The following is a 25469-nucleotide window of genomic DNA, read 5'->3' as shown; positions in this document are numbered from 1 at the left end:
GGGCGGGGGGGGGGGGGGGGGGGGGGGGGGGGGCCGGGGGGGGGGGGGGTTGTGGGGGGGGGGGGGGGGGGGGGGGGGGGGGGCCCCCGGCCCCCCGGGTTTTTGGGGGGGGGGGGGGGGGGGGGGGTCCCCCCCCCCCGCGCCTCGCGTGGGCGGCGGTTGAGCTGCACGCCTCCCCCCGCCTCTGAACCCGAACGGCCCGGAAAACGGCAACGGCCGGCCCGGCCTCGCAGGGAGAGGTCCCGCGAAGCCGGGCCGGCCTGGGCGTGTCCCGCGCCCATGTCCACCGGTACGGCGGTCATCCGGTCGAGCGGTCACCCGACATGACCATCCCGGACGATCGATTCGCCCCGCACCGGCGGTGGTTGGAGCGACCCCGTCGCGTCAGAGCGCGACGCCGTGCGCACGCAGGTACGCGACCGGGTCGATGTCCGAGCCGTACTCGGAGCCGGTACGGATCTCGAAGTGCAGGTGCGGGCCGGTCACGTTGCCGGTCGCACCGGAGAGGCCGATCTGCTGGCCGACGGTGACGGTCTGACCGATCTTCACGCCGATCGACGAGAGGTGCGCGTACTGCGCGTACTTGCCGTCGGCGAGCTTGATCTCGACCTCGTTGCCGTAGGCGCCGCCGTTGCCGGCCTTCACCACGACGCCGTTGGCGACGGCGCGCAGCGGGGTGCCGGTGGAGGCGACGAAGTCCTGGCCGGTGTGGTGGCCGGAGGCCCACATCGAACCGGCAACACCGTACGCCTCGCCCAGGACGGGGTTGGCCAGCGGCGCGACGTAACCGGAGGTGGCGGCGACCGGAGCGGCGGTCACGGCCTGCGCCGGGGCGGCGGTCTGAACCTGGGTCTGGACCGTGGCGGCCGGCTTGGCGACCTCGGTGGTGACCTGGAGGTCGGCCTTCGGCGCGGCGGCGGGCTTCTGCGCCGGAGCGGCCGGCTTCTCGGCCGGCGCAGCCGGAGCCGCAGGGGCGGCAGGAGCAGCCGGAGCGGCGTGGGCGACGGCGGCGGCCAGGGCCAGCTGCTGACCCGGGAAGATCAGGTTCGGGTCGGCACCGACGACCGAGCGGTTCCGCTCGTACAGCGCGTGCCAGCCGCCCTCGACGTGCTTCGCGTCGGCGATCTTCGACAGGGTGTCACCGCCGACGACCCGGTAGCTCTCCTGCGAGGCGGAAGCGGCGGCGGTACCGGAGGCGGCGGCCGGAGCGGCGACGGCGGCCGGGGCGGCCGGAGCGGCGTGACCGCCGGTGTGGGCCTGGGCGCTCACCGCCGTGACCAGCGGGAGGACGAAGGAGACCCCGGTCACCGCGGTGGCGATGCCGATGCGGGCGGCGCGGGGCATGGTGATACGACGAGCCTGAGCAGGCATGGAAGTTTCCTCTCCGACGCCTGCGAGGTGAGCTGTCGGGTTCGGGCTGGAGTTGCCCGGCCGCATGCGCGGCTTCACCCCAAGCCGGCCCTGGTCGTACGCGCACTGAGGCGCGCAGAACCGGTCCGGCGACTTACCTGTGGGTCCCCCGCTCCTGCCGTACAGAGTTCGTTGCGAACCACCGGGCAGCGGCAGGACTCGGCGTTCCACCCGGCGGGTCCGACCGGGCTGGCCGGTCGGTCGCTGAACTAAAACTCATCCGTCCGGGTGAAGCAATGTCGATCTCCCGAAACCGGACCCGACCCCACCGAAACGCTCACCCTCCGAACCGCCACTGGCACCGTACGTACACAATGCATTCACCCCGCGCCACTGATCCACGACCCTGCGCCGAACTCGGCGACGCTGCGCGACCGCCCGCTCACCCACCGCCCACCACCGACACACCACCCGGTGACCCTTGTCACGCACACCCCACCGGGCGGAGGATCGCCCCGTGGCCACCTCCGAGGCCGGCACCCTGCGCCTGGGCACCGCGCAGGGCCGCTGGGTACTACTGGCGACGGTGCTCGGCTCCAGCATGGCGATGCTCGACGGCACGGTCGTCAACGTCGCGCTGCCCAGGATCGGCGCCGATCTCGGCGCCTCCCTCGCGTCCCTCCAGTGGACGCTCAACGCCTACCTGCTCACCCTCGCCGGGCTGATCCTGCTCGGCGGCGCGCTCGGCGACCGGTACGGCCGGCGCCGGGTGTTCCTGCTCGGCGTGGTCTGGTTCGCGATCGCCTCCGCGGCCTGCGCGGCCGCGCCCGACATCCACGTGCTGATCGCCGCCCGCGCCGTCCAGGGCATCGGCGGCGCCCTGCTCACCCCCGGCTCGCTCGCCATGCTCCAGGCCGTCTTCCACCCGGACGACCGCTCGCCCGCGGTGGGCCTGTGGTCGGGCCTGGGCGGGGTCTCCGCCGCGATCGGCCCCTTCCTCGGCGGCTGGCTGGTGGACGGCCCCGGCTGGCGCTGGATCTTCCTGCTGAACCTGCCGCTGGCCGCCGCCGTGATCGCCGTCACCTCCCGCTTCGTCCCCGAGAGCCGGGACGAGGGCGCGAGCGGCCGCTTCGACGTGACCGGCGCCCTGCTCGGCGCGCTCTCCCTCGGCGCGGTCACCTACGCCCTGACGGCCGCCGGCGAGGGGCTCTCCCCCACCGTCTGGGTCTCCGGCGGGCTGGGCGTGCTGCTCGGCGCGGCCTTCCTGGCCGTCGAGCGCCGCACCCCCGACCCGATGCTGCCGCTGGGCCTCTTCTCCTCCCGGCTGTTCACCGCCGTGAACCTGGTCACCCTCTGCGTCTACGCCGCCTTCAGCGGGGTCTTCTTCCTCCTGGTGGTGCAGCTGCAGATCGTCGCCGGCTTCTCCCCGCTGGTCTCCGGCTTCGCGCTGGTGCCCATCACCGTGCTGATGCTGCTGTTCTCCGCCCGCGCCGGACGCCTCGGCAAGCGGATCGGCCCGCGCCTGCCGCTCACCTTCGGCCCGCTGCTGTGCGCCGCCGGGGTGCTGCTGATGCTGCGCACCGGGGCGCACTCCTCCTACTGGCTGGACGTGCTGCCCGCCGTCGCCGTGATGGGCAGCGGCATGACGCTGCTGGTCGCCCCGCTGACCGCGACGGTGCTGGCCGCCGTGGAGGTACGGCACGCGGGCATCGCCAGCGGCGTCAACAACGCCGCCGCCCGCGCGGCGGGCCTGCTCGCGGTGGCCGCCCTGCCCGCCCTGGCCGGGCTGAGCGGCGACGCCTACCGGGTGCCGTCCTCGGTGGACTCCGCCTTCCACACCGCGATGCTGATCTGCGCGGGTCTGCTGGCCGCCGGCGGCCTGATCGCCTTCGCCACCATCCGCGGCAACGTCCTCGCCCCCGGGGACGAGGAGCGCCCGGTGGCCGAGCCGAACTGCGAGTGGCCCTGCGGCACCACCACCCCGTCCCTCGACCCGGGCCGCCTCCAGACGCACGAGGGCCCCGCCACCGGTCCGGCAGCGGGGCCCACGAGCTGACGCAGCGTCAGAGAATACGGCCCTGTCAGAGAATGTCGGCCGGCGCGTACTTGGCCGCCTCCGGGTACGCCGCCGCGACAGCCTCGACCCGGCGGACGACCTCGGCGACCTGCGCCCCGGCCGCGCCCGTGAAGGACAGCCGGTCGGCCAGCAGCGCGTCCAGCGCGGCCCGGTCCAGCGGGATCCGCTCGTCGGCGGCGAGGCGGTCGAGCAGCTCGTTCTCCCGGGCGCCCGCACGCATGGCGAGCGCGGAGGCGACGGCGTGCTCCTTGATGACCTCGTGCCCGGTCTCCCGGCCCACGCCCGCGCGCACCGCGCCCATCAGAACCTTGGTGGTGGCGAGGAACGGCAGGTAGCGGTCCAGCTCGGCCTCGATCACGGCGGGGAAGGCGCCGAACTCGTCGAGGACGGTCAGGAAGGTCTCCAGCAGGCCGTCGAAGGCGAAGAACGCGTCCGGCAGCGCGACCCGGCGCACCACCGAGCAGGAGACGTCGCCCTCGTTCCACTGGTCGCCGGCCAGCTCGCCGGTCATCGACGCGTAGCCGCGCAGGATGACGGCCAGGCCGTTGACGCGCTCGCAGGAGCGGGTGTTCATCTTGTGCGGCATCGCGGAGGAGCCGACCTGGCCCTCCTTGAAGCCCTCCGTGACCAGCTCGTGGCCGGCCATCAGGCGGATGGTCTTGGCCAGGCTGGACGGCGCGGCGGCCAGCTGGACGAGGGCGGTGAGCACCTCGAAGTCCAGCGAGCGCGGGTAGACCTGGCCGACGCTGGTCAGCACGTTCTCGAAGCCGAGGTGGGAGGCGACGCGGCGCTCCAGCTCGGCCAGCTTGTCGGTGTCCCCGCCCAGCAGGTCCAGCATGTCCTGCGCGGTACCGACCGGGCCCTTGATCCCGCGCAGCGGGTAGCGGGCGATCAGCTCCTCCAGGCGGCGGAAGGCGACCAGCAGCTCGTCGGCGATCGACGCGAAGCGCTTGCCCAGCGTGGTGGCCTGCGCGGCCACGTTGTGCGAGCGGCCGGCCATGACCAGCTCGGAGTGCTGCGCGGCCAGGTCGGCCAGGCGCACCAGCACGGCCACCGTACGGTCGCGCACGTGCTCCAGGGACTGGCGGATCTGGAGCTGCTCGACGTTCTCGGTCAGGTCCCGGGAGGTCATCCCCTTGTGGATCTGCTCGTGCCCGGCGAGGTCGCTGAACTCCTCGATGCGGGCCTTCACGTCGTGGCGGGTGACCCGCTCACGGGCGGCGATCGAGCCGAGGTCGACCTGGTCGATCACCCGCTCGTAGTCGGCGACGGCCGTCGCGGGCACCTCGACGCCGAGGTCCTGCTGGGCCTTCAGGACGGCGAGCCACAGGTGGCGCTCGAGGACCACCTTGTGCTCGGGGGACCACAGCTGGGCCAGGGTCGCCGAGGCGTACCGGGAGGCCAGGACATTGGGGATCTGGGGCTTCGCGCTCACGCTTCGCAAGCCTAACAGCCGAGGTCACGACCCTCGCAGCCGCCGACGCGCTACGCCCGTAGAGCCATGGCGCTACTGCGGCGCGCCCGTCCGTCCCGCCAGCACGGGCAGCACCTGGCCGCAGATCGAGTGCAGGGCGATGCGCTGCTCGTCGGTCATCGCCTCGAAGGCCTGGTGGGTGCGGGCCATCTCGCCGCGGATGCGGTTGAGGCTCTCGCGGCCCTCCTCGGTGATCACCACGATCTTCACCCGGCGGTCCCCGGCGGCGGCCTCGCGGTGGGCCAGGCCCAGCGACTCCAGCCGGTCCACGATCCCGGTCACGTTCGACGCGTCGCAGCCGAGCCGTCCGGCCAGCGCGCGCATCGGCACCGGCTCCTGGACGGCACCCAGCGCCTTCGCCTGGGAGGAGGAGAGGCCGTGCCGGGCGGCAGCGGCCGCGAAGTCCTGGAAGTACGCGGCGCCGACGGCGGCCAGCGCCTCCATCAGCTCGGCGTTGGTCGGGACGGTCGTCGTCGAGGTCGAACCCATGGCCCCAGAGTACGGCGAACTGCTTCAGTAACTCAAGATTTGACCACAGCAACCGTCAGCGCGTCGCCCGCGGAGCCGCCCGAACGGCCCCGGTCACAGCACCAGCTGCTCGAACAGCCGCCGCAGCTCCGCCTCGGGATCGGCGGTCAGCCCGGTGTGCACCGGCCCCGGCTGGACGACCGCGCTGCGCGGCGCCGTCAGCCAGCGGAACCGCTGCCCGGGGCTGTCCGCGGCCGCCGGCCCGGCCTGCGGGCCGCCCTCGCAGACCGCCTCGATGCCCTGGAGCGCCCGCCGCACCCCCTGCACGTCCGCCACCGGGTCCAGCGCCAGCAGCCGCCCCTGGTCCAGATGGGTGCGCGCCGCCAGGTGCGTGCTGCGGCGGCAGTACAGCAGCACCCCGACGTTGACGCGCTCGCCGCGCTCGACCCGCGGCACCGCCCGGATCACGGCGTACTCGTAGTCGTACAGCTCGACCACGGCCGGCAGCAGGTGCTGCGAGGTCTCGCCCCTCTGCGCGATCTCACTCATGCGGGCACCTCCGGCAGCCAGTCGCGCGGACCGGCCAGTCGCTCGGTCAGCTGGGCCCGGTACGCGGCGCGTACCGCCCCGGGCGAGTCGAAGCCCGGCTCGTCCACCAGCCAGACCTCGGGGATCCGCGCCACCGCGCCCTCGATCGCCTCCTCCGCCAGCGGCGCCAACTCCTTGTCGGCGGCGGCGAGATCGGGCCGGTGGTGGATCAGCGCGTGGTCGGGGGCCACGTACGGGCGGCGCGTCCAGGCGGCCGCGCCCGGCCAGTTGTGGTGGAAGATCAGGCTCGCGCCGTGGTCGATCAGCCGCAGCCCGCCGGTGGCCACCAGCAGGTTGGGGTTGCGCCAGGAGCGGTCGACGTTGCCGATCAGCGCGTCGAACCAGAGCACCCGGCCCGCGAGTTCGGGGTCCACCTCGAAGCAGAGCGGATCGAAGTTCAGCGCCCCGGAGACGAAGGACATCCCCAGGTTGGTCCCGCCGCTGGCCCGCATCTGGTCCTGGATCCGGTGGTCCGGCTCGCTGCGGGCGAGCACCGGGTCGAGGTCGACCGTCACCAGCTCCGGCACGGGCAGCCCCAGCCGCCGGCCCAGCTCCCCGGCCAGCACCTCCGCCACCAGCGCCTTGCGGCCCTGGGCGGCGCCGACCCACTTGAGCGCGTAGAGCCGCCGGTCGTCGGCCTCGACCAGGCCCGGCATCGAGCCGCCTTCTCGCAGTGGCGTCACGTACCGGATCGCCGTCACCTCGGGGAGCACGGCACGAGCTTATCCGTACGCGCCCCTCCCTACGCGCCCCCGCCTGCCGCCCCACCCACCGCCCCCGCTTGCCCCGCCCCGGTGGCAGCCCCCGCTGCTCCGTGCGAGTGTGGCGGTCATCGATGGGGACAGTCATGCAACGACCCGCACGGCAAAGGGATGAGCGATGGAACGACCTCGAATCCTGATCGTGGGCGGCGGCTTCGCCGGCCTCGAGTGCGCCCGCCGCCTCGAACGCAAACTCGCGCCCTCCGAGGCCGAGATCTCCCTGGTCACTCCGTTCAGCTACCAGCTCTACCTGCCCCTCCTGCCCCACGTCGCCGCCGGCGTCCTCACCCCCCAGTCGGTCGCGGTCTCGCTGCGCCGCAGCCTGCGCCGCACCCACATCGTCCCGGGCGGCGCGATCGGCGTGGACCCGGAGTCCAAGGTCTGCGTGGTCCGCAAGATCACCGACGAGGTGATCGCCCAGAAGTACGACATCCTGGTGCTCGCCCCCGGCAGCGTCACCCGCACCTTCGACATCCCGGGCCTGACCGACTACGCCCGGGGCATGAAGACCCTCGCCGAGGCGACGTACGTCCGCGACCACGTGATCGCCCAACTCGACCTCGCCTCCGCCACCCTGGACCAGCGGGAGCGCGAGTCCCGCCTCCAGTTCGTGGTCGTCGGCGGCGGGTACGCGGGCACCGAGACGGCCGCCTGCCTTCAGCGCCTGACCACCGCCGCCGCCCTGCGCTACCCCCGCCTGGACGCCCGGCAGATCAAGTGGCACCTGATCGACATCGCCCCGAAGCTGATGCCCGAGCTCGGCGACGCCCTCGGCACCGCCGCCCTGGAGGTGCTGCGCGGCCGGGGCATCGAGGTGTCGCTGGGCGTCTCGGTGGCCGAAGTCGGCGCCGAGACCGTCAAGTTCACCGACGGCCGGGTGCTCCCCTGCCGCACCCTGATCTGGACGGCCGGCGTGGCGGCGAGCCCGCTGATCGGCACCCTGGACGCGGAGACGGTCCGCGGCCGCCTCGCGGTGACGGCCGAGATGCGGGTGCCGCAGTTCGAGGGCGTGTTCGCGCTCGGCGACGCGGCCGCCGTCCCGGACCTCGCCAAGGGCGACGGCGCGGTCTGCCCGCCCACCGCCCAGCACTCCGCCCGGCAGGGCCGCAAGGTGGCGGACAACGTGATCGCCTCGCTGCGCAACCAGCCCCTGGAGCCGTACTACCACAAGGACTTGGGCCTGGTGGTCGACCTCGGCGGCAAGGACGCGGTCTCCAAGCCGATGGGCGTCGAGCTGCGCGGGGTGCCCGCCCAGGTGGTGGCGCGCGGCTACCACCTGATGGCGATGCGCACCAACGCGGCCAAGTTCCGCGTCGGCGCGAACTGGCTGCTCAACGCGACCGCCGGGGACGACTTCGTCCGCACCGGCTTCCTGGCCCGCCAGCCCGCCCGGCTGCGCGACTTCGAGTACACCGACGCGTATCTGACCAGCGACCAGGTCCGCTCCCACGCCCAGTCCCTGCTCGCCAAGGGCTGACCCGCGGGCACACGACGGCCGCCCCTCACCGCGAGGGGCGGCCGTCGCACGGGTCAGCGCGCGCTCAGGTACATCCCGCTCGCGTCCTGCCCGGCGGTGTTGCGGCAGGCGAAGTCACCACTGGTGCGCCCCCACAGCAGGGTCAGGCAGCGCCCGAGCGCGGCCTGCCCGTAGTAGTTGGGGTGCATGGACTCCTGCAGCACGCCCTGGGTGCTGTTCAGCCCGCCGTCCAGGAAGCGCGCCCACTCGCTGGTGGTCGCGGACGGCCCGGTGGAGGCGGTGGGCTGGCTGGTGGCCGTCGAGCAGACCTCGCGGCCCTGGAGCATGTCGGACAGGTCCAGGAACTGCGCGCCCTTGGCGGCGGCGACGCCCGCCAGCGCCTTGGAGATCTGCGGCACCATCGAGTCGCGCGCCCAGTCGGCGTCGCCGTCCCAGAACGGGCAGCCGCCGGTGTCGGAGCGGCTCCAGCCGCTCTCGGGGTAGCGCATCTCGGCGCTGCGCGGGATCGGCGACGGGTAGGACTGCAGCACCAGGCGGTAGTCGCCCTGGGCGTAGCCGGCGTCGGCCATCACGGCGCGGATCTCGTCGACGGCCTTGCCGACGCCCGCCATGGCGGTGGGCATCTTGGAGTCGATCGAGGACTGCGCCGAGCCGTGGCAGTACGAGTACCAGATCAGGTAGTCCTGCACGCAGTCGGAGATGATGCCGCTGAAGCCGAGGTCGTTGCCGCCGATCGAGAGCGTGATCAGCTTGACGTTGTTCTGGCGGGCGACGGTGGCCAGCTGGTCGGCCTGCGGGGCCTCGCCCTTGAGCGTCTGGCCGCCGTTGGCGGCGCGGAAGACGTTGGCGGTGACGGCCCCGGAGCAGGCCAGGTTGATCCGGTTCTGCGCGACGGTCGGGGCGCCGATCACCTCGGAGACGTCCGAGCGGTCGCAGCCGCTGGCGGCGGTGGCGCCGTACACGGTCGACGGGTCGGCCGAACCGCCGTTCCAGGCCCGGTCGGTGCCGTTGCGGCTGCCGCTGGTCCCGGCGGCGTTGCCCTTCCAGCGGCCGGCCTCGCCGGAGATGTAGCTGTCGCCGAGGGTCACGCTGGCGGTCGGCCCCGAAGGCGCCGCCAGGGCGGCCGGAGCGGAACCGGCCTGAGCGGACCTGGCCTGAGCGGGCGCGGCGGAGGCGGCCGGCGCCGCGGCCACCAGCCCGGCCGCGGCGAGCGGCAGGGCGAGGGCGGCGGCGAGCAGCCGTGAGCCACGGCGGGCGGCGGATCTGGTGATGCTCGAACTGTTTTCGGGCACGACGGAAACTCCTGCGGCTCGATCCCCCCGCACGGTGGGGACGGGGGGACGCGTCGGGATGGGGAAGGCCGCCGGCCGGTGGCGCCAAGAAGATGGCATGCTCGCGCAAGCCCGCGCCAGAGGCGTGCACGAGGTTTCCCGCTTTGTTACCGACGGGTTCAGACCAGCCGGGAGCGTCCACCCCCCGTTCCCAGGACCGCCGCCAGATCGTCGGCCAGCCGTCGCGCGTCCGCGGTGTCCAGCGCCGCCGTGGTGAGCCTCAGTCCGGGCGGCGACTGGATGCGGTAGCGCGCGCCGGGAGCCACGACCCAGCCGCGCTGCACCAGCGCCGCCACCGCCGAGGTCTCGTCCGGCACCGGCACCCAGACGTTCAGCCCGCTCTCCCCGTGCGCCTCGATCCCGCGCGCGGCCAGCTCGCCGAGCAGCGCGTCGCGCCGGGCGCGGTAGGCGGCGGCCAGCGTGGCCGCCGGAACGGCGTCCGTACGCCACAGCTCGGCGACGGTGCGCTGGAGCAGGTGGCTGACCCAGCCGGCCCCGAGCCGCAGCCGCCCGGCGACCCGGCCGACGGTCTCCGGGTCGCCGACCACCACGGACAGCCGCAGGTCGGGCCCGTACGCCTTGGCCGCCGAGCGCACCACCGCCCAGTGCAGCGGCCCCGAGCCGGCCAGCGGGTGGTAGGGCTGGTCGACCATGCCGTGCCCGTGGTCGTCCTCGATCAGCACCACGTCGGGGTGCCCGGCGAGGACGGCCCGCAGCTCCTCGGCCCGGCGCGCGGTGAGGGCGGCGCCGGTCGGGTTCTGCGCCCGGCTGGTGACGACCACCGCCCGGGCGCCCTCCGCCAGGGCGGCCGCGAGCGAGGCGGGCAGCGGCCCCTCGTCGTCCAGCCGTACGGGCGCGGGCCGCAGGCCCATGGCCGGCAGCAGGTCGAGCAGGCTGCCCCAGCCCGGGTCCTCCACGGCGACGGCGTCCCCGGGGCGCAGCCAGGCGCCGAGGATGCGCTCGACGGCGTCGAGGGAGCCGGAGGCGATGACGATCGGCCCGCCGGGCAGGGCGTCGGCCTCGAAGGAGGCACGGGCGAGGTCGAGGAGTTCGGGCACGGCGGCGGCCCTGCCGTACAGGACGGGCGAGGTGCGGGCGGATTCGGCGGCGGCCGCGAGGGCCGCGCCGAGGTCGGGCAGCAGGGCCGGGTCCGGGTTGCCGGTGGAGAGGTCCCTCGCGTGCGGGGGGACTGGCACCTGGATCTGGTCGCGGGGGGTGAGGGAGGGGCGGGGCAGGACGCGGCTGCCGCGGCGCCCGGCCGTCTCGATCACCCCGCGGTCGCGCAGCAGCCGGTAGGCGGCGGCGACGGTGTTGGGGTTGACGCCGAGTTCGGCGGCGAGGTCGCGCAGCGGGGGCAGCGCGGCGCCGGGGGCGATCAGACCCCGGCTGACTCCCTGTTCGATGTGGGCCGCGATCTCACTGGCGCGTCGCCCTTTCAGCGGATAGTCTCCTAGCACAAAGTAGATTATGCACTAGTACATAGAGGTTGTCATGTCGGTCCACACAGCAGACACCACGGCGGGCGCGCCCGGCTACTCCCGTACCCCCCGCACCACCCCCACGCGCTACAAGGACCGCGCCACCTGGGAGCAGGAGGCCATCCACGCCATCCTCGACGCCTCCTACATCTGCCACCTCGGCTTCGTCGCCAACGACGCCCCGGTCGTCCTGCCCACGATCTTCGCCCGGGTCGGCAGCCGGCTCTACATCCACGGCTCCACCGGCAGCCGCCCCCTGCGCGGCGCCTCCGGCGAGCAGGGCCTGCCCGTCTGCGTCACCGTCACCCTGGTCGACGCCCTGGTGCTGACCAAGTCCGCCTTCAACCACTCGGTGAACTTCCGCTCGGTCGTCGCCCACGGCACCGCGTACCAGGTCACCGACCCCGAGGAGCTGGACGTCGCCCTGGCCGCGCTGGTCGACCACACCGTCCCCGGCCGCTCCGCCGAGGTCCGCCCGGCCAACCCCAAGGAGCTGGCCGCCACCGCCGTCATACGCCTCGACCTGGACGAGGTCTCCGCCAAGACCCGCCAGGACGGCGCCAACGACGACCCGGAGGACCTCGACCTGCCCCACTGGGCCGGCCTGATCCCGGTCACCACCGTGCACGGCGCCCCCGAGCCCGCCGCCCACACCGCCGTCCCGCTGCCCGCGCACCTGAGCGCCTACCCCCGCTGACCAGGGAGAGCCCCCATGCTGATCCGCTCCTGGGACCGCGGCGACGAGCGGGAATGGCGCGACTGGCTCGCCGAGGGCCGCGACTTCGGCCTGCTCGCCGCCAACGGCGGGCCCGGCGAGGGCCCGGTCCTCGTCCCCACCCACTTCCTCCTGGACGCCGACCGCGGCGAGATCCTGCTCCACCTCGCCGCGCCCAACCCGCTGCTGGCCGCCGTCCGCGCCGACCCGCACGTCACCCTCGCCGTCACCGACGGCTACGCCTTCGCCCCCGGCCACTGGCGCGGCGCCCCGGGCACGCCCACCAGCTACTACGCCTCCGTGCACTTCCACTGCACCGCCGAGATCGTGGAGTCCCCCGCCGCCAAGGCGGAGCTCCTCAACCGCCAGCTGGCGCACTTCCAGCCGGAGACGCCCGAGGTCCGCGTCGTGCCCGGCGAGGGCGAGCTGGCCCGCCAGCTGCCCGGCATGCGGGGGCTGCGGCTGAGCGTGCGCGAGGTCCGGGCCAAGTTCAAGTACGACGACAAGAAGCGCCCCGAGGAGCAGCACGCCATCGCCGGCCTGCTCGCCGAACGCGCCGAGGGCCCCGGCCGCGCCCGCGACCAGTACGCCGGCGCCCGCACCCAGCTGCTGCGCCGTCACCAGCGGCGCACGGAGGCCGCGAACACGTCCGGCTGAGGCGGCGTCACCCGATCGGGCCCCGCCGTGGGGCGCGGGACCGGCTCCGCTGCTCGAATGTGAGACGAATCCTGCCCACTCGGCCGTAGGAGCGGGCCCGTCCACTCGGGGAGCGCGCTTGTCCACATCCACCAGCCACCGGGCCGGCGAGGCCCACCTCGGCCACGTGGTGTTCATCTCCGCGGCCGCCGCGATGGGCGGCTTCCTGTTCGGTTACGACAGCGCGGTGATCAACGGCGCCGTGACGGGCATCCAGAAGCACTTCGCGGTGGGCCACGGCACCACCGCCTTCGTGGTGGCCATCGCGCTGCTCGGCTCGGCCGCCGGCGCGGTGGTCGCCGGCCGCCTGGCCGACCACCTGGGCCGGGTGCGCACGATGCTGCTGGCCGCGGCGCTGTTCGCGGCCAGCGGCATCGGCTCGATGTTCCCGCCGAACATCGAGACCCTGGCCACCTGGCGCGTGGTGGGCGGCGTCGCGATCGGCATCGCCTCGGTGATCGCGCCCACCTACATCGCCGAGGTCGCCCCCACCGCCTACCGCGGGCGGCTGGCCTCCTTCCAGCAGATGGCCATCGTGCTGGGCATCACCGTCTCCCAGCTGGCGAACTGGGCGCTGAACCAGGCCGCCGGGGGCGAGTCCACCGGCCACCTCGGCGGCATCCAGGCGTGGCAGTGGATGCTCGGCGTGGAGACCGTCCCGGCCCTGGTGTACGGCCTGATGGCGCTGTCCATCCCCGAGTCCCCGCGCTTCCTGATCGCCGACCACCGCGAGGCGCAGGCCCGCAAGGTGCTGGTGGAGGTCGAGGGCGAGGACGTGGACCTCGACGCCCGGGTGGCGGAGATCCGCGGGGTGCTGGAGTCGGCCCACAAACCGCGGCTCAGGGACCTGCTGGGCGGGCGCTTCGGCCTGCTGCCGATCGTCTGGGTCGGCATCGGCGCCTCGGTGTTCCAGCAGTTCGTCGGCATCAACGTGATCTTCTACTACTCCTCCTTCCTGTGGCAGTCGGTGGGCATCAACGAGTCCAACTCCCTGCTGATCAGCCTCTCCACCTCGATCATCAACGTGATCGGCACGGTGATCGCGATGGCCCTGGTGGACCGCATCGGCCGCAAGCCGCTGGCGCTGGCCGGCTCGATCGGCATGGCGGCCGCGCTGGGCACCGCCGCCTGGGCGTTCTCCTACCGCAACGGCACCGGCGACACCGCGACCCTGGACGACACCCACGCCACCGTCGCCCTGGTCGCCGCCCATGTGTTCGTCCTCTGCTTCGCCTTCTCCTGGGGCGTGGTGGTGTGGGTGCTGCTCGGCGAGATGTTCCCCAACCGCATCCGGGCGCTGGCCCTGTCGGTGGCCGCCTCGGCCCAGTGGCTCGCCAACTGGGCCATCACCGTCAGCTTCCCGGACCTCGCCGACTGGAACCTCTCCGCCACGTACGTCGTCTACGCCGCCTTCGCGCTGCTCTCCATCCCGTTCGTGGCCTTCTGCATCAAGGAGACCAAGGGCCGCGCCCTGGAGGAGATGGGCTAGGAGCCTCTAGTGCCCACCGAGCCCCGCCGCACACGGCCCGAGCCACCGAGAGGAAGCCATGCCTGACCAGGGCGGATCCCGGCAGAACGTCACCTTCCCGAGCAACGGCCGTACCGCGCACGGCTATCTGGCCCGCCCGCCGCGGGGCGTCGGCCCGGGCCTGGTGCTGGTGCAGGAGTGGTGGGGCCTGACCTCGCACGTCGCGGCGACGGCCGACCGCCTCGCCGCCGAGGGGTTCACCGTCCTCGCCCCCGACCTCTTCGGCGGCACCACCACCCACGACCGCACCGAGGCGGCCCGCTTCAAGCGCGAACTGCCCGTCGAGCGGGCCGTGGAGGACCTCTCCGGCGCGGTCGGCTTCCTGCTCGCCCAGGACGGCGTGGTGGGCGACGCGGTCGGCGCCGTCGGCTTCTGCATGGGCGGCGGCTTCGCCCTGCTGCTCGCCGCCCACGAGGGCGACCGGGTGGCCGCGGTGGTGCCCTTCTACGGCCTGCCGCCCGACCCGGACTTCGACTACCGCGGCCTGACCGCCCATGTCCTCGGCCACTTCGGCGAGTTGGACGGCTCGCTGCCGATGCCCGTGGTCGACGAGGCGGCGATCCGCATCGGCGAGGCGACCGACGTCCGCCCCGAGTTCCACTTCTACCCGGCCGGCCACGCCTTCATGAACGACGAGAACCTGATCGGCACCTACGACCCGCTCCAGGCCCGGATCGCCTGGCGCCGCACCCTCACCTTCCTCTCCGGCCACCTGGGTTGAGCCCTTTCCCCGACCTTCCCGGCCAGGCCCGAAAACCCGATAGACAGCTGTACGAACCCAGGCCATAGTCACCGGGTGCCGACCCCCGACTCCACCTCTCCCGACTCCACCGCCTCCCCCTCCCAGGGCCGCCGATACGCCTGGGCGAGCCGCAACTTCCGCATCCAGACCACGGCCACCGTCGTCAGCGGCCTCGGCAACGCCGGCGCCCCCATCGCCACCGCGTTCGCCGTCCTCGGCAACGGCGGCTCCGCCACCGAGGTCGGCTACGTCACCGCCGCCCGCCTGGTGCCCACCGTCCTGCTGCTGGTCCTCGGCGGCGCCCTCGCCGACCGCTTCCCCCGCCACCGCATCATGGTCGGCGCCAACCTGTTCAGCGGCCTCGCCCAGGCCGTCCTGGCCGCCCTGGTCCTGGCCGGGAACGTACAGCTGTGGCAGCTGCTGGTGCTCTCCGCGGCCGGCGGCGCCGGGTACGCCCTCTACTCCCCCGCCTCCGGCGGCATGATCATGCAGGCCGTCCCCCAGGAGTACGCCGCCAAGGCGTTCTCGGTCTTCCGGATGGGCCTGAACGCCTCCCAGATCGGCGGCGCCGCCCTCGGCGGGGCGCTCACCACCGCCGTGGGCCCGGGCTGGGTCCTCGCCGTGGACGCCCTGTGCTTCCTGATCGCCGCCTCCCTGCGCTTCCTCCTCGAACCCGAGACGGCCCCCGCCCCCGGCGGCAGCAGCATGCTGCGGGACCTGCACGAGGGCTGGCGGGAGTTCGCCTCCCGCCGCTGGCTCTGGGGGATCGTCCTGCAGTTCTCCGTCCTGGTCGCCTGCACCGGCGCCGTCGAGTCGGTGTACGGGCCGGTGGTCGCCGAGGAGCGGCTCGGCGGCGCGGGAAGCTGGGGCCTGGCGATGGCCGCGTTCGGCACGGGCCTGGTGGCCGCCGGGGTGCTGATGGCCCGCTGGCGCCCCCGCCGCCTGCTGCTGGTCGGCAACTGGGGCGTCTTCCTGTTCGGCGTGCCCGCGCTGGCACTGGCGGCGAACGCGCCCCTGTCCGTCCTGACCGCGGCGATGTTCCTCGCCGGGGTCGGCGTCACCGTCTTCGGCGTCAACTGGATGGTCGCCCTCCAGCAGGAGATCCCCGAGGAGGCGTTCTCCCGGATCGTCGCCTACGACGAGCTCGGCTCCTACTCGCTCTCCCCCGTCGGCACCGCCCTGGCCGGCCCGGCCGCCGCCGCCCTCGGCCTGAACGGCGCCCTGTGGGCCTGCGCCGCGCTGTGCCTGGTGCTCAGCGCCGCCGTCCTGGTCGACCCCCAGGTCCGCCGCCTCAGCAGGCGGGGCACGACCGACGCAACGGAGGTCGCGCGCGAGCGGGCGACCGCGCCGTGAGCGCCCCGTGCGCCCCGCGTGCGCCAGCCCGTGAGCAACCGGTGGTGCCCCTGGGACGTCCGACCAGGTGAACACCACCACCGTTCCTGGGGGGCCTCCGGTGCCGAAGCCACTGCTGTTCCTGGACGTCGACGGGGTGCTGAACCCGGTCTGCCCGCACCCGGACGCCGGATTCGACACCCACACCCTGCTCGGCTACACCGTCCTGCTCAGCGACCGCCACGGCCGCTGGCTGCGCACACTCGCCGAGACCTACGAACTCGTCTGGGCGACCACCTGGGAGGACCACGCCAACGAGCACATCGCCCCGGCGATCGGCCTCGACCCCCTCCCGGTGGTCCGCTTCACCGACTACGTCCCCCAGCCCGGGGACCCGCGCGTCCCCCTGATGGAGCTGTTCTCCGCCGCCAAGTGGGCCCCGCTGCTGCGCTACGCCGCCGGGCGCCCCTTCGCCTGGGTCGACGACGTCATCCCGACCCGGCTGGTGCGCAACTCCCTCTGGCGCCGCGACCGCCTGCTGCTGCGCATCGACCCCGGCCAGGGCCTGGAACGCCACCACGTCGAACGGCTGCTCACCCACCCGCCGCGCGAGCAGGTGCTCGGGGGCGTCAGGGGGTCGGCAGCCAGCTGACGTGCCCGGCCAGCAGCGCGTACCCGACGAAGGCCACCGTGTCGATCAGCGCGTGCGCCGCCACCAGTGGCATCACCCGCCCCCAGCGCCGGTACAGCAGGCAGAACACCGCCCCCATCACCATGTTGCCGACCAGCCCGCCGACGCCCTGGTACAGGTGGTACGAGCCGCGCAGCACCGAGCTCGCCACCAGCGTCGCCGGCCAGGACCACCCCCGCCGGCTCAGCCGGCGCAGCAGGTAGCCGAGGACGATGACCTCCTCGAGGATCGCGTTCTGCCAGGCCGACATCACCAGCACCGGCACCCGCCACCACACGTCCGGCAGCCCGGACGGCGCCACCGTCAGATTGTACCCGGCCGCCTGCGAGGCCAGGTACAGCACCAGCCCGGAGCCGCCGATCGCCGCCGCCACCGCCGCGCCCCGGCCGAGGTCGCGCAGCTTCTGCCCGAGGTCGAAGCCCAGCACCCGCAGCGAAACGCCCTCGCGCACCAGCAGGTAGCCCACCAGCACGACGGGTGCGAGGCCACGACCGATGTAGTAGAGCTGCCACACCAGGTCCAGCCAGGGCCGCCCCGGCGCCCGCGACCCGTTGAGGGTGGCGACCTGCTGGCCCAGCTTGATCGGCTCGGTGAGCGAGCCCGCGAAGCTGATCAGCGCGCTGACCCCGCTGGCCCCGAGCGAGAGCGCCAGCACGATCAGCAGTTCCACACCGAGCAGCCGGCGGCTCACCCTCTCGGTCTCCGGCTCGGTCGGGACGGTGGTCACGGGGGCTCCAGAAGGACGGTCGTCCCCACGGCCGACCAGCCGCAGGAACGATCATCCTGACACAGGCTCCCGAACGGACCCCCTAGCCCACCGGCCAGGTGTGCACCGGCTCCCCCGTGCGCATGTGCTCGGCGTAGCGCCGGGTCATCGCGGCGAGCGCGGTCGGCCGGTCCATCCCGTACCGCTCGCGCAGCCGGTGGAAGGTGGCGCTCTGCCAGGAGGCGCCGTTGGTGCGGCGCAGGCAGCGCTGCTCGATGATGCCCAGGTACCGGTCCCGGTCGCCGGGCTCGACGCCCCACTCGTCCAGCCCCTGGTGGGCCATCGGCAGCAGCTCGTCCAGCACCAGGTCGACGGCCGGGACGGTGGCGAGCCCGCCGCCGCGCCCCGCCCGCCCGGAGCGCGGCCACTGGAACACCGCGTCGATGCCGTAGCGGGCGCCCTGGCGGAAGTTCTCGTCCGCCTTCTCGAACGGCAGCCGCGTCCACACCGACCGGGGCTGCTCGGCGAGCACCCGCACCAGCCCGTAGTAGAAGGCCGCGTTGGCGAGGGTGTCGGCCACCGTCGGCCCGGCCGGCAGCGCACGGTTCTCCACCCGCAGGTGCGCCACCCCGCCGGAGACGTCGTAGACGGGCCGGTTCCAGCGGTAGATGGTGCCGTTGTGCAGCCGCATCTCGGCGAGCCTGGGCGCGCCGCCGGAGGCCAGCACCTTCAGCGGGTCCTCGTCGTCGCAGATCGGCAGCAGCGCCGGGAAGTAGCGCAGGTTCTCCTCGAACAGGTCGTAGGCCGAGTCCACCCAGCGCTCGCCGAACCAGGTGATCGGGCGCACGCCCTGCGCCTTGAGCTCCGCCGAGCGGGTGTCGCAGGCCTGCTGGAAGAGCACCGGGCGGGTCTCGCGCCACAGCTCCCGCCCGAACAGGAACGGCGAGTTGGCGCCGAGCGCCAGCTGCGGGCCGCAGATCGCCTGGGCGGCGTTCCAGACCGAGGAGAACCGCTGCGGGGTCACCTGGAGGTGCAGTTGCAGGGAGGTCGCGGCCGCCTCGGCGACCATGGTGATCGACTCCAGCTGGAGGTGCTCGACCCCCTCGATGTCCAGGGCGATCTCCTCGCCCCTGGCGGCCAGGATCTGGTCGCTGAGCAGGCTGTAGCGCTGGTTGCCGCTCATCGCGTCCAGCCCGGTGTGGCCGTGCTCCAGGGTCGGCAGGATGCCCACCATGACGATCCTGGCCCCGGCCTCGGCAGCCCGGCGGTCGGCGTAGCGCAGGCCCGTGTCGATCTCCTCGCGCAGGTCCTCGAAGACGTGCCCGCAGAGCCGGTGCGGCGCGATGTTGACCTCGATGTTGAACCGGCCGAGCTCGGTCTGGAAGTCGCTGGAGCCGATCGCGCTGAGCACCTGCGCGTTGTGCATCACCGGCAGGCCCTGGTCGTCGGCCAGGTTGAGCTCGATCTCCAGGCCCATCACGGCGCGGGGCCGGTCGAAGCGGTTCTCGCTCAGCATCCGCCCGAGCGCGTCCTGGCATGCCTGGAGCTTGCGCCGGTACAACTGCCGGTCCGCCAGATCCGCTCGTGTGGCCACGACCTTCTCGCCCACGGTTCCCCTCCTCCTGAACCACCCGTCGACCGACCGTGCCACAGCATCATGCCCACCTCGAAGATCGATACCCGAATGGCTCTACTGGCTTGCAATGCAAGGCAACTGACGCGGATTCACCAAATCTGCCAACTTGCCCGAGGCCACCGCCTGTGATAAACAGGTCACCCTGCGCACCTGTTCGAAGGTATTCGCACAGCGCACCGGCCGGTCGCCCGTTCCCGCCCCGAGCCCCTCGTCGACGGCGGCGACAGCGCCGGCACCGCGATCCTGCACAACCGGACACGGCCAGGCTCCCGTCAACGCCGACGCACCCGCGCCACGCCGGTATGCCGCACTCGCACGCCGATCTCGCACGGAGGGCGGACCCCGCCATGACTCTGCAGACCCCCCAGCCCCCGCCGAGCGCGCTGCGCGCCGTCCTGGGGGCGCTCGACTCGGAGACCGCGCTGCGCCAACCGGCCGCCGCCGCGCTGCTCCATCCGACCGGCCCCCTGCTGCCCGCCCACCCGCTCGCCGTCCACGTCCTGGACGGCCCCCGGGCCGAACTCTCCGCCGCCCGCCGCACGGGCTGGCGCTTCCTGATCAAGGACGGTGCCGAGGTGGCCGCCGCCGCGGAGGTGGTGCAGAGCGCCGAGGGGCACACCTTCTCCCACTTCACCGCCGGCCCGTACCTCGACTCGACGGTCCGGGCGCTGCGCCAGGCGTGGCAGATCGCCCAGGGCTCCCGCGCCCAGCGCCGGCCCCGGCTACTGACCTTCCCCGGCCAGTACGCGACGGCCCTGTGGCTGCACAGCCCCGAGGCCGACCCGTCCGCCGACCTGCTGATCCCACTCGCCCCGGCCCCGCTCGGCGTCACCGCCCACCGCGCCTACCCGGCGGCCGACCTGCTCCCCCTGCTCGCCCGCGCACCCCTGACGGCAAGGCCCCTGCTACTCGGCTCCCCCTGAGCCGACCACGCAACCGCACGGGCCGCCGGGCACCCCGCCCGGCGGCCCGCAGCCGTGCCCGCTCGACGTCCGATCGAGGCCCGCTCGACGGCCACTCGGACGGCCTCTCACCCTTTCGGGCTACTCCGCATGGCCTCTTCGGGCCATGCCAGGCCTGGCCCACCCGTACGTCTTTTCCCCCTCGGACCACCTGAACGGGTGATCTCTACCCGGGAGTTGTGGCGCATGTCACCAAATCCCTGCGCGCACGTCCCGGGATGCCGACACTGGGAACCAGCGTGGAAGGACCACCTGTCCTACCCACTTGAGTGCCGGTCAACACCTGGTCGGCACATGGACAGAATCCGGCCACCGCGGCGGCACCCGGAGACACACTCGCCGGGCGACCGCTCCACGGGGAGGATCGCAGAGCGAAGCGAGGGTACGCGTATGTGCCAGCACCGTCCTGAGTGCCCATCGGCCGAGTCCGAGGACCGCGAAGCCGCCGTACCGGTGGCCTGCCACCCGGAGCAGGGCTGGAGCCTGCTCTGCAACGGCGTCGTCCTCTTCGAGGACACCGGAGAGCTGCTGCCCGACGGCCGGGTGATCGCCCCGCGCCGCCCGGTCGCCCACGCGGCCTGACCACGACGCGGCCCGACCGAACGGCCCGACCGAACGGCCCGAAGGAACAGCCCGAAGGAACAGTGCGGAGCAGCCGCCGACCCTACGGAAGCGAAGCGAAACCACGCGAAGCGAAGCGGGCGGGGCCCCGGCGAACCGATTCGCCGGGGCCCCGCCTCACACGCACCTGCCGGTCAGACGCCGTACTCGTCCAGCGGCGGGCAGGAGCAGACCAGGTTGCGGTCGCCGTACGCGCCGTCGATCCGGCTCACCGGCGGCCAGTACTTGTCCGCCGGGTTGACGCCCGCCGGGAAGACGGCCTCCTGCCGCGTGTAGCCGTGCGCCCACTCGTCGGCCAGCTCGGCCGCGGTGTGCGGGGCGTTGCGCAGCGGGTTGTCCTCGGCCGCCCACGCGCCCGAGCCGACCTTCTCGATCTCGCCGCGGATCTCGATCATCGCGTCGCAGAACCGGTCGATCTCGTGCAGGTCCTCGGACTCGGTCGGCTCGATCATCAGCGTGCCGGCCACCGGGAAGGACATCGTCGGCGCGTGGAAGCCGTAGTCGATCAGGCGCTTGGCGATGTCGTCCACCGTCACGCCCGTCTCCTTCGTCAGCGGACGCAGGTCGATGATGCACTCGTGGGCGACCAGCCCGCCCGGGCCGGTGTAGAGCACCGGGAAGTGCGGGGCCAGGCGCTTGGCGATGTAGTTGGCGTTCAGCACGGCGACCTGGGTCGCGCGCTTGAGGCCCTCGCCGCCCATCAGCCGGACGTACGCCCAGGAGATCGGCAGGATCGCCGCCGAGCCCCACGGCGCGGCCGAGATCGGGCCGACGCCGGTGGCCGGGCCGGCCTCCGGCTGGAGCGGGTGGTTGGGCAGGTACGGCGCCAGGTGGGCGCGCACCGCGACCGGGCCAACGCCCGGGCCGCCGCCGCCGTGCGGGATGCAGAAGGTCTTGTGCAGGTTCAGGTGCGAGACGTCCGCGCCGAACTTGCCCGGCTTGGCGAGGCCGACCAGGGCGTTCAGGTTGGCGCCGTCCACGTACACCTGGCCGCCGGCCTCGTGCACCAGGGCGCAGATCTCGGTGATCTGGGTCTCGTACACGCCGTGGGTCGACGGGTAGGTGACCATCAGCACGGCGAGGTTGTCGCGGTGCTTCTCGATCTTGGCCTTGAGGTCGTCGACGTCCACGTCGCCGTCGACCAGGGTCTTCACGACGACGACGCGCATGCCGGCCATCACCGCGGAGGCGGCGTTGGTGCCGTGCGCCGAGGACGGGATGAGGCAGACGTCGCGCTGGGCGTCACCGTTGGCGTGGTGGTAGGCGCGCACGGCCAGCAGGCCGGCGAACTCGCCCTGGGAGCCGGCGTTCGGCTGGATCGAGACGGCGTCGTAGCCGGTGACCTCGACGAGCTGCTGCTCCAGCTGACGGATCAGGGTCAGGTAGCCCTGGGCCTGGTCGATCGGCGCGAAGGGGTGCAGCTGGCCGAACTCCGGCCAGGTCACGGCCTCCATCTCGGTGGTCGCGTTGAGCTTCATGGTGCAGGAGCCCAGCGGGATCATGCCGCGGTCCAGCGCGTAGTCGCGGTCCGAGAGGCGGCGCAGGTAGCGCAGCATGGCGGTCTCGGAGCGGTGGCTGTGGAAGACCGGGTGGGTGAGGTACTCATCCTCGCGCAGCAGCGCGGCGGGCAGCGTCTCGGCGGCCTCGGCCACCTCGACCGCGGGGACGCCGAACGCGGCCCAGACGCCGGCCAGGTGCTCACGGGTGGTGGTCTCGTCGGTGGAGACCGAGATCCGGTCCTCGCCGTCCTGGTAGACGTTGATGCCCTGGGCGCGGGCGGCGGCGGCGATCTCGCCGGCGCGGCCCGGGACGACGGCGGTGACGGTGTCGAAGAACTCGCCGTGCAGCAGCTCGACGCCGCCAGCCCGCAGGCCCTCGGCGAGGGCGGCCGCGTAGCGGTGGGTGCGGCGGGCGATGTCCGCCAGGCCGTCCGGGCCGTGGTAGACGGCGTACATCGAGGCCATGACGGCGAGCAGCACCTGGGCGGTGCAGATGTTGCTGGTGGCCTTCTCGCGGCGGATGTGCTGCTCGCGGGTCTGCAGGGCCAGGCGGTAGGCGCGGTTGCCGTCCGCGTCCACGGAGACGCCGACCAGGCGGCCGGGCAGCGAGCGGGCGTACTCGGCGCGCACCGACAGGTAGCCGGCGTGCGGGCCGCCGAAGCCCATCGGCACGCCGAAGCGCTGCGAGGTGCCGCAGGCGATGTCGGCGCCCAGCGAGCCCGGGGACTTGAGCAGGGTCAGCGCCAGCAGGTCGGCGGCGACGGCGACTATCGCGCCCAGGCCGTGCGCCTGCTCGATCACCGGGGCGAGGTCGCGCACGACGCCGGTGGCGCCCGGGTACTGGAGCAGCACGCCGAAGACGCCGCGCTCGGCGATCTCGGCCGGGATGCCCTCGGACAGGTCGGCGACGACGACCTCGACGCCGGTCGGCAGGGCCCGGGTGTTGATCACCGCGACGGTCTGCGGCAGGGTCTCCGCGTCGACCAGGAAGACGCCGCCCTTGACCTTGGTGACGCGGCGGGCCAGCGCCATCGCCTCGGCGGCCGCGGTGCCCTCGTCCAGCAGCGAGGAGCCGGAGGTCGGCAGCCCGGTCAGGTCGGAGACCAGGGTCTGGAAGTTGAGCAGCGCCTCCAGGCGGCCCTGGGAGATCTCCGGCTGGTACGGCGTGTAGGCGGTGTACCAGGCCGGGTTCTCCATGACGTTGCGCAGGATGACCGGCGGGGTGAAGGTGCCGTAGTAGCCCAGGCCGATCATCGGCTGGAGGACCTGGTTGCGGCCGGCCAGCTCACGCAGCTCGGCGAGGACCTGGGCCTCGGAGCGCCCGGCGGGCAGGTCCAGTCCGGTGATGGAACGGATGGCCTCGGGAACGGCGGTGGCGGCGAGCTCGTCCAGCGAGCTGTAGCCGACCGACGCCAGCATCTTCTCCTGAGCGTCCGCATCGGGCCCGATGTGACGGTTCTCGAAGGGGCTGGCCAGCTCAAGCTCGGTGAGGGTCGGGGCGCCGGTGGGGCGTCCCGCGTTCGGCTGGGCGTTCATGGTGGTCTCCTGGTCACGGACCGGGGGGCACGCACGCCGGCCGGCTGAGCCGCTGGTGACAGCGGTTCGGCCTCGGGCGGGCGCACCCGGCGGGCCTCCCCCTCTGTCATCGGGACCTGAGAGCTTCACCCGTACGCAGCGCTGTGGGCGCCGCGTCTGGCTTGCACCGTCGGTGAGGGTGGTGGTGTCGGCTCCCGCGCCGGCGCTCCTGCCCTGCTTTCCAGAGTGACCTATCCCGCACGGTACGGATGCCTGAGAGATTCCGGGGAGGAGTTGCTCCTTCGGCGCCCCTACCAGCGGTTTTCACTGGCGGGGACTCTCCCGCGCGGGCTCGGCGGTCGGGGCCCAGGGTACCAGCGGGAGGCCCTCCCATCACGGGTGCGTCAGGTCACTCATGGTCTACGCGCGTGGCATCGGCGATCGCCCGGACGGCCCAGCGCGCAGCCCGTCCGGCCGCACCCCGCTCGCGCCCCTGCGGCGGATGCCCTTGGGTGTGAAGAGGCGGACGGTCAGGGCGCTCCGGCCGCCGTACCTGCGGGAGTTCCGCAGGCGCAGCGCACTGGAGGAATGAGTGCAGACCGACATCGACCCCCGGGACCTCATCGGCCACAAGGCGGTCGACCGCAACGGAGACAAGATCGGCACCGTCGACGAGGTGTACCTGGACGACGCCACCGGCCGGCCCGAGTGGGCCGCCGTCCGGACGGGCATCTTCGGCCGGGACGCCTTCGTCCCGCTGACCACCAGCGAGTTCTCGGGCGACGAACTGCGGGTGCCGTACGACAAGTCGCTGGTCAAGGAGTCCCCGGACTTCGGCGTGGGCCAGCACCTGTCGCCCGCCCAGGAGCTCCAGCTCTACCGCTACTACGGCCTCGACACCCCGGTGGACGGCCACCCGGCGCCGGAACCCTCCCGCCTGGCCGCGGAACCCGACCTGGACTTCGGCACCACTGCGGCGGCCGCCGCGACCGCCTCCCCGCGGGCCTTCCACTCCCCCGAGCCCGCCGCGGCCCTCGCGACCGCTCCCGCCCCCTCGACCACGACGCCCAGCGCCATGACGCCGAACACCACGACGCCGAACACCATGACACCCGGCGCCATGACACCCGGCGCCATGACGTCGAGCACCACGACCACCACGACCACCAGCACCGCCCCGGAGGCCAACGTGCGGACCCTCAGCACCCCCGCGCCCGCCGCTGCCACCACCACCGCCCCGGTGGCCGAGCCCAAGCCGCAGCCCGTCACCCCCGTCCCCGCCGAGCGCCAGGCCCCCTCGGCCACCACCACCTCGCCCAGCGGCCCGCTGGAGATCACCTGCCGCGAGGAGCGGCTGGAGATCACCACCGAGTGGCACACCGTGGGCACCGCGAAGCTGCGCAAGTACGTGACCAGCGAGCAGGTCGAGCGCCGCGTCCCGGTGGTGCGCGAACGCGTGCGGGTGGAGCGGATGCCGGTGAGCGAGGCCGAGCGCGCCTCGCTGACGGAGAAGGAGATCGCCGAGGCGGTGGAGGAGGTCACCCTGCGCGAGGAGCGCCCGGTGGTCCGCAAGTACCTCGCCCCGATCGAGCGGGTCCGGCTGGTCGTCGAGCGCTACACGGACGAGGAGGTCGTCCGGGACGAGCTGCGCCGCGAGCACGTCGAGGTCCAGGACTCCACCCCCGGAGCCCCCGCCCCCGACCTCCCGGCCGCGGGCGTCCCGGCCGTGGACGGCTCCCGCCCGGCGGCGGCGATGCGGCCCCTGTCCTGACGGTTCGCCACCAGGGCCCCGGACCACCCGGTCCGGGGCCCTGTCGCATGC

General features: G+C 73.5%; 21 protein-coding genes, 1 pseudogene and 2 riboswitches. Of the genes and pseudogenes, 12 read left to right on the top strand and 10 right to left on the bottom strand.

What is annotated here, in order from left to right; translation table 11 throughout:
• Positions 1-384: 384 nt before the first annotated feature.
• Positions 385-1371, bottom strand: coding sequence for a peptidoglycan DD-metalloendopeptidase family protein (locus ACIBCA_RS36740; protein WP_396287525.1), 987 nt, complete (start codon positions 1369-1371; stop codon positions 385-387).
• Positions 1372-1373: 2 nt separating this feature from the next.
• Positions 1374-1555, bottom strand: a riboswitch (cyclic di-AMP (ydaO/yuaA leader).
• A gap of 312 nt (positions 1556-1867) precedes the next feature.
• Between ACIBCA_RS36740 and ACIBCA_RS36735 the strand changes: the two genes are divergently transcribed.
• Entirely contained in the window at positions 1868-3406 is a 1539-nt protein-coding gene (locus ACIBCA_RS36735; protein ID WP_396287524.1) for an MFS transporter, read from the top strand.
• A 25-nt stretch (positions 3407-3431) separates the two neighbouring features.
• On the opposite strand, the gene purB is transcribed toward ACIBCA_RS36735, so the two are convergent.
• From purB to ACIBCA_RS36715, 4 genes are all read right to left on the bottom strand, one after another.
• Positions 3432-4871: an adenylosuccinate lyase gene (gene purB, locus ACIBCA_RS36730; protein WP_396287523.1), complete on the bottom strand. Its 1440-nt coding sequence runs from the start codon at positions 4869-4871 to the stop codon at positions 3432-3434.
• A gap of 63 nt (positions 4872-4934) precedes the next feature.
• Positions 4935-5390, bottom strand: a complete 456-nt coding sequence (locus tag ACIBCA_RS36725; RefSeq protein ID WP_396287522.1) for a MarR family winged helix-turn-helix transcriptional regulator — start codon at positions 5388-5390, stop codon at positions 4935-4937.
• A gap of 93 nt (positions 5391-5483) precedes the next feature.
• A complete protein-coding gene (locus ACIBCA_RS36720) occupies positions 5484-5918 on the bottom strand; it encodes a DUF3037 domain-containing protein (RefSeq protein ID WP_396287521.1) in 435 nt (144 codons plus the stop codon).
• Positions 5915-6670, bottom strand: coding sequence for a HipA family kinase (locus ACIBCA_RS36715; protein WP_396287520.1), 756 nt, complete (start codon positions 6668-6670; stop codon positions 5915-5917). Before ACIBCA_RS36715 ends, ACIBCA_RS36720 begins: the two co-directional genes overlap by 4 nt.
• A gap of 166 nt (positions 6671-6836) precedes the next feature.
• Here ACIBCA_RS36715 and ACIBCA_RS36710 point away from each other — a divergent pair, with 166 nt between their 5' ends.
• The gene (locus ACIBCA_RS36710) at positions 6837-8195 is read left to right on the top strand and encodes an NAD(P)/FAD-dependent oxidoreductase (protein ID WP_396287519.1); all 1359 of its coding nucleotides are present in this window, start codon (positions 6837-6839) and stop codon (positions 8193-8195) included.
• A gap of 53 nt (positions 8196-8248) precedes the next feature.
• Here ACIBCA_RS36710 and ACIBCA_RS36705 read toward each other — a convergent pair whose 3' ends face one another.
• A complete protein-coding gene (locus ACIBCA_RS36705) occupies positions 8249-9487 on the bottom strand; it encodes a GDSL-type esterase/lipase family protein (protein ID WP_396287518.1) in 1239 nt (412 codons plus the stop codon).
• Positions 9488-9645: 158 nt separating this feature from the next.
• A complete protein-coding gene (locus ACIBCA_RS36700; protein ID WP_396287517.1) occupies positions 9646-10983 on the bottom strand; it encodes an aminotransferase class I/II-fold pyridoxal phosphate-dependent enzyme in 1338 nt (445 codons plus the stop codon).
• A 34-nt stretch (positions 10984-11017) separates the two neighbouring features.
• Between ACIBCA_RS36700 and ACIBCA_RS36695 the strand changes: the two genes are divergently transcribed.
• The 6 genes from ACIBCA_RS36695 to ACIBCA_RS36670 all read left to right on the top strand — a co-directional run bounded on the left by ACIBCA_RS36695 (position 11018) and on the right by ACIBCA_RS36670 (position 16669).
• Complete coding sequence (locus ACIBCA_RS36695; RefSeq protein ID WP_396287516.1) at positions 11018-11701, top strand: pyridoxamine 5'-phosphate oxidase family protein; 684 nt, start codon at positions 11018-11020, stop codon at positions 11699-11701.
• Positions 11702-11716: 15 nt separating this feature from the next.
• Positions 11717-12376: an FMN-binding negative transcriptional regulator gene (locus ACIBCA_RS36690; protein ID WP_396287514.1), complete on the top strand. Its 660-nt coding sequence runs from the start codon at positions 11717-11719 to the stop codon at positions 12374-12376.
• A 118-nt stretch (positions 12377-12494) separates the two neighbouring features.
• Positions 12495-13904, top strand: a complete 1410-nt coding sequence (locus tag ACIBCA_RS36685) for a sugar porter family MFS transporter (protein ID WP_396287513.1) — start codon at positions 12495-12497, stop codon at positions 13902-13904.
• A 58-nt stretch (positions 13905-13962) separates the two neighbouring features.
• Complete coding sequence (locus tag ACIBCA_RS36680; protein ID WP_396287512.1) at positions 13963-14664, top strand: dienelactone hydrolase family protein; 702 nt, start codon at positions 13963-13965, stop codon at positions 14662-14664.
• Positions 14665-14739: 75 nt separating this feature from the next.
• A complete protein-coding gene (locus tag ACIBCA_RS36675) occupies positions 14740-16038 on the top strand; it encodes an MFS transporter (protein ID WP_396287511.1) in 1299 nt (432 codons plus the stop codon).
• A gap of 100 nt (positions 16039-16138) precedes the next feature.
• The gene (locus ACIBCA_RS36670; RefSeq protein WP_396287510.1) at positions 16139-16669 is read left to right on the top strand and encodes an HAD domain-containing protein; all 531 of its coding nucleotides are present in this window, start codon (positions 16139-16141) and stop codon (positions 16667-16669) included.
• Here the strand turns inward: ACIBCA_RS36670 and ACIBCA_RS36665 are convergent.
• Both ACIBCA_RS36665 and ACIBCA_RS36660 read right to left on the bottom strand, forming a co-directional pair.
• Positions 16647-17435 carry a CPBP family intramembrane glutamic endopeptidase gene (locus ACIBCA_RS36665; protein ID WP_396287509.1) on the bottom strand — a complete coding sequence of 263 codons (789 nt, stop codon included), beginning with the start codon at positions 17433-17435 and terminating at the stop codon, positions 16647-16649. The genes ACIBCA_RS36670 and ACIBCA_RS36665 overlap by 23 nt on opposite strands.
• A gap of 82 nt (positions 17436-17517) precedes the next feature.
• Positions 17518-19023: a glutamate--cysteine ligase gene (locus tag ACIBCA_RS36660; protein WP_396287508.1), complete on the bottom strand. Its 1506-nt coding sequence runs from the start codon at positions 19021-19023 to the stop codon at positions 17518-17520.
• Positions 19024-19397: 374 nt separating this feature from the next.
• Here ACIBCA_RS36660 and ACIBCA_RS36655 point away from each other — a divergent pair, with 374 nt between their 5' ends.
• Both ACIBCA_RS36655 and ACIBCA_RS36650 read left to right on the top strand, forming a co-directional pair.
• Positions 19398-19973: a hypothetical protein gene (locus ACIBCA_RS36655; RefSeq protein ID WP_396287507.1), complete on the top strand. Its 576-nt coding sequence runs from the start codon at positions 19398-19400 to the stop codon at positions 19971-19973.
• 429 nt (positions 19974-20402) lie between these two features.
• The gene (locus tag ACIBCA_RS36650; RefSeq protein ID WP_380613480.1) at positions 20403-20594 is read left to right on the top strand and encodes a DUF5999 family protein; all 192 of its coding nucleotides are present in this window, start codon (positions 20403-20405) and stop codon (positions 20592-20594) included.
• A 173-nt stretch (positions 20595-20767) separates the two neighbouring features.
• Here the strand turns inward: ACIBCA_RS36650 and gcvP are convergent, their stop codons facing one another.
• Entirely contained in the window at positions 20768-23668 is a 2901-nt protein-coding gene (gene gcvP / locus ACIBCA_RS36645) for an aminomethyl-transferring glycine dehydrogenase (RefSeq protein WP_396287506.1), read from the bottom strand.
• 230 nt (positions 23669-23898) lie between these two features.
• Positions 23899-24002, bottom strand: a riboswitch (glycine riboswitch).
• 237 nt (positions 24003-24239) lie between these two features.
• Between gcvP and ACIBCA_RS36640 the strand changes: the two are divergent.
• Both ACIBCA_RS36640 and ACIBCA_RS36635 read left to right on the top strand, forming a co-directional pair.
• A pseudogene (locus tag ACIBCA_RS36640) lies at positions 24240-24623 on the top strand (PRC-barrel domain-containing protein); the annotation flags it as partial.
• 99 nt (positions 24624-24722) lie between these two features.
• Complete coding sequence (locus ACIBCA_RS36635) at positions 24723-25418, top strand: YsnF/AvaK domain-containing protein (protein ID WP_396287528.1); 696 nt, start codon at positions 24723-24725, stop codon at positions 25416-25418.
• The last annotated feature ends 51 nt before the right edge of the window (positions 25419-25469 follow it).

The organism is Kitasatospora sp. NPDC051170, from assembly GCF_044455705.1.
GTDB lineage: Bacteria > Actinomycetota > Actinomycetes > Streptomycetales > Streptomycetaceae > Kitasatospora.
This window is presented reverse-complemented; position numbering and strand designations above follow the sequence as displayed.

Coding starts and splice junctions, on each gene's coding strand:
- gcvP (WP_396287506.1), bottom strand. CDS start 23,668: ATGAACGCCCAGCCGAACGCGGGACGCCCCACCGGCGCCCCGACCCTC.
- ACIBCA_RS36635 (WP_396287528.1), top strand. CDS start 24,723: ATGACGCCGAACACCACGACGCCGAACACCATGACACCCGGCGCCATG.
- ACIBCA_RS36725 (WP_396287522.1), bottom strand. CDS start 5,390: ATGGGTTCGACCTCGACGACGACCGTCCCGACCAACGCCGAGCTGATG.
- ACIBCA_RS36740 (WP_396287525.1), bottom strand. CDS start 1,371: ATGCCTGCTCAGGCTCGTCGTATCACCATGCCCCGCGCCGCCCGCATC.
- ACIBCA_RS36650 (WP_380613480.1), top strand. CDS start 20,403: ATGTGCCAGCACCGTCCTGAGTGCCCATCGGCCGAGTCCGAGGACCGC.
- ACIBCA_RS36710 (WP_396287519.1), top strand. CDS start 6,837: ATGGAACGACCTCGAATCCTGATCGTGGGCGGCGGCTTCGCCGGCCTC.
- ACIBCA_RS36690 (WP_396287514.1), top strand. CDS start 11,717: ATGCTGATCCGCTCCTGGGACCGCGGCGACGAGCGGGAATGGCGCGAC.
- ACIBCA_RS36695 (WP_396287516.1), top strand. CDS start 11,018: ATGTCGGTCCACACAGCAGACACCACGGCGGGCGCGCCCGGCTACTCC.
- ACIBCA_RS36720 (WP_396287521.1), bottom strand. CDS start 5,918: ATGAGTGAGATCGCGCAGAGGGGCGAGACCTCGCAGCACCTGCTGCCG.
- ACIBCA_RS36655 (WP_396287507.1), top strand. CDS start 19,398: ATGACTCTGCAGACCCCCCAGCCCCCGCCGAGCGCGCTGCGCGCCGTC.
- ACIBCA_RS36680 (WP_396287512.1), top strand. CDS start 13,963: ATGCCTGACCAGGGCGGATCCCGGCAGAACGTCACCTTCCCGAGCAAC.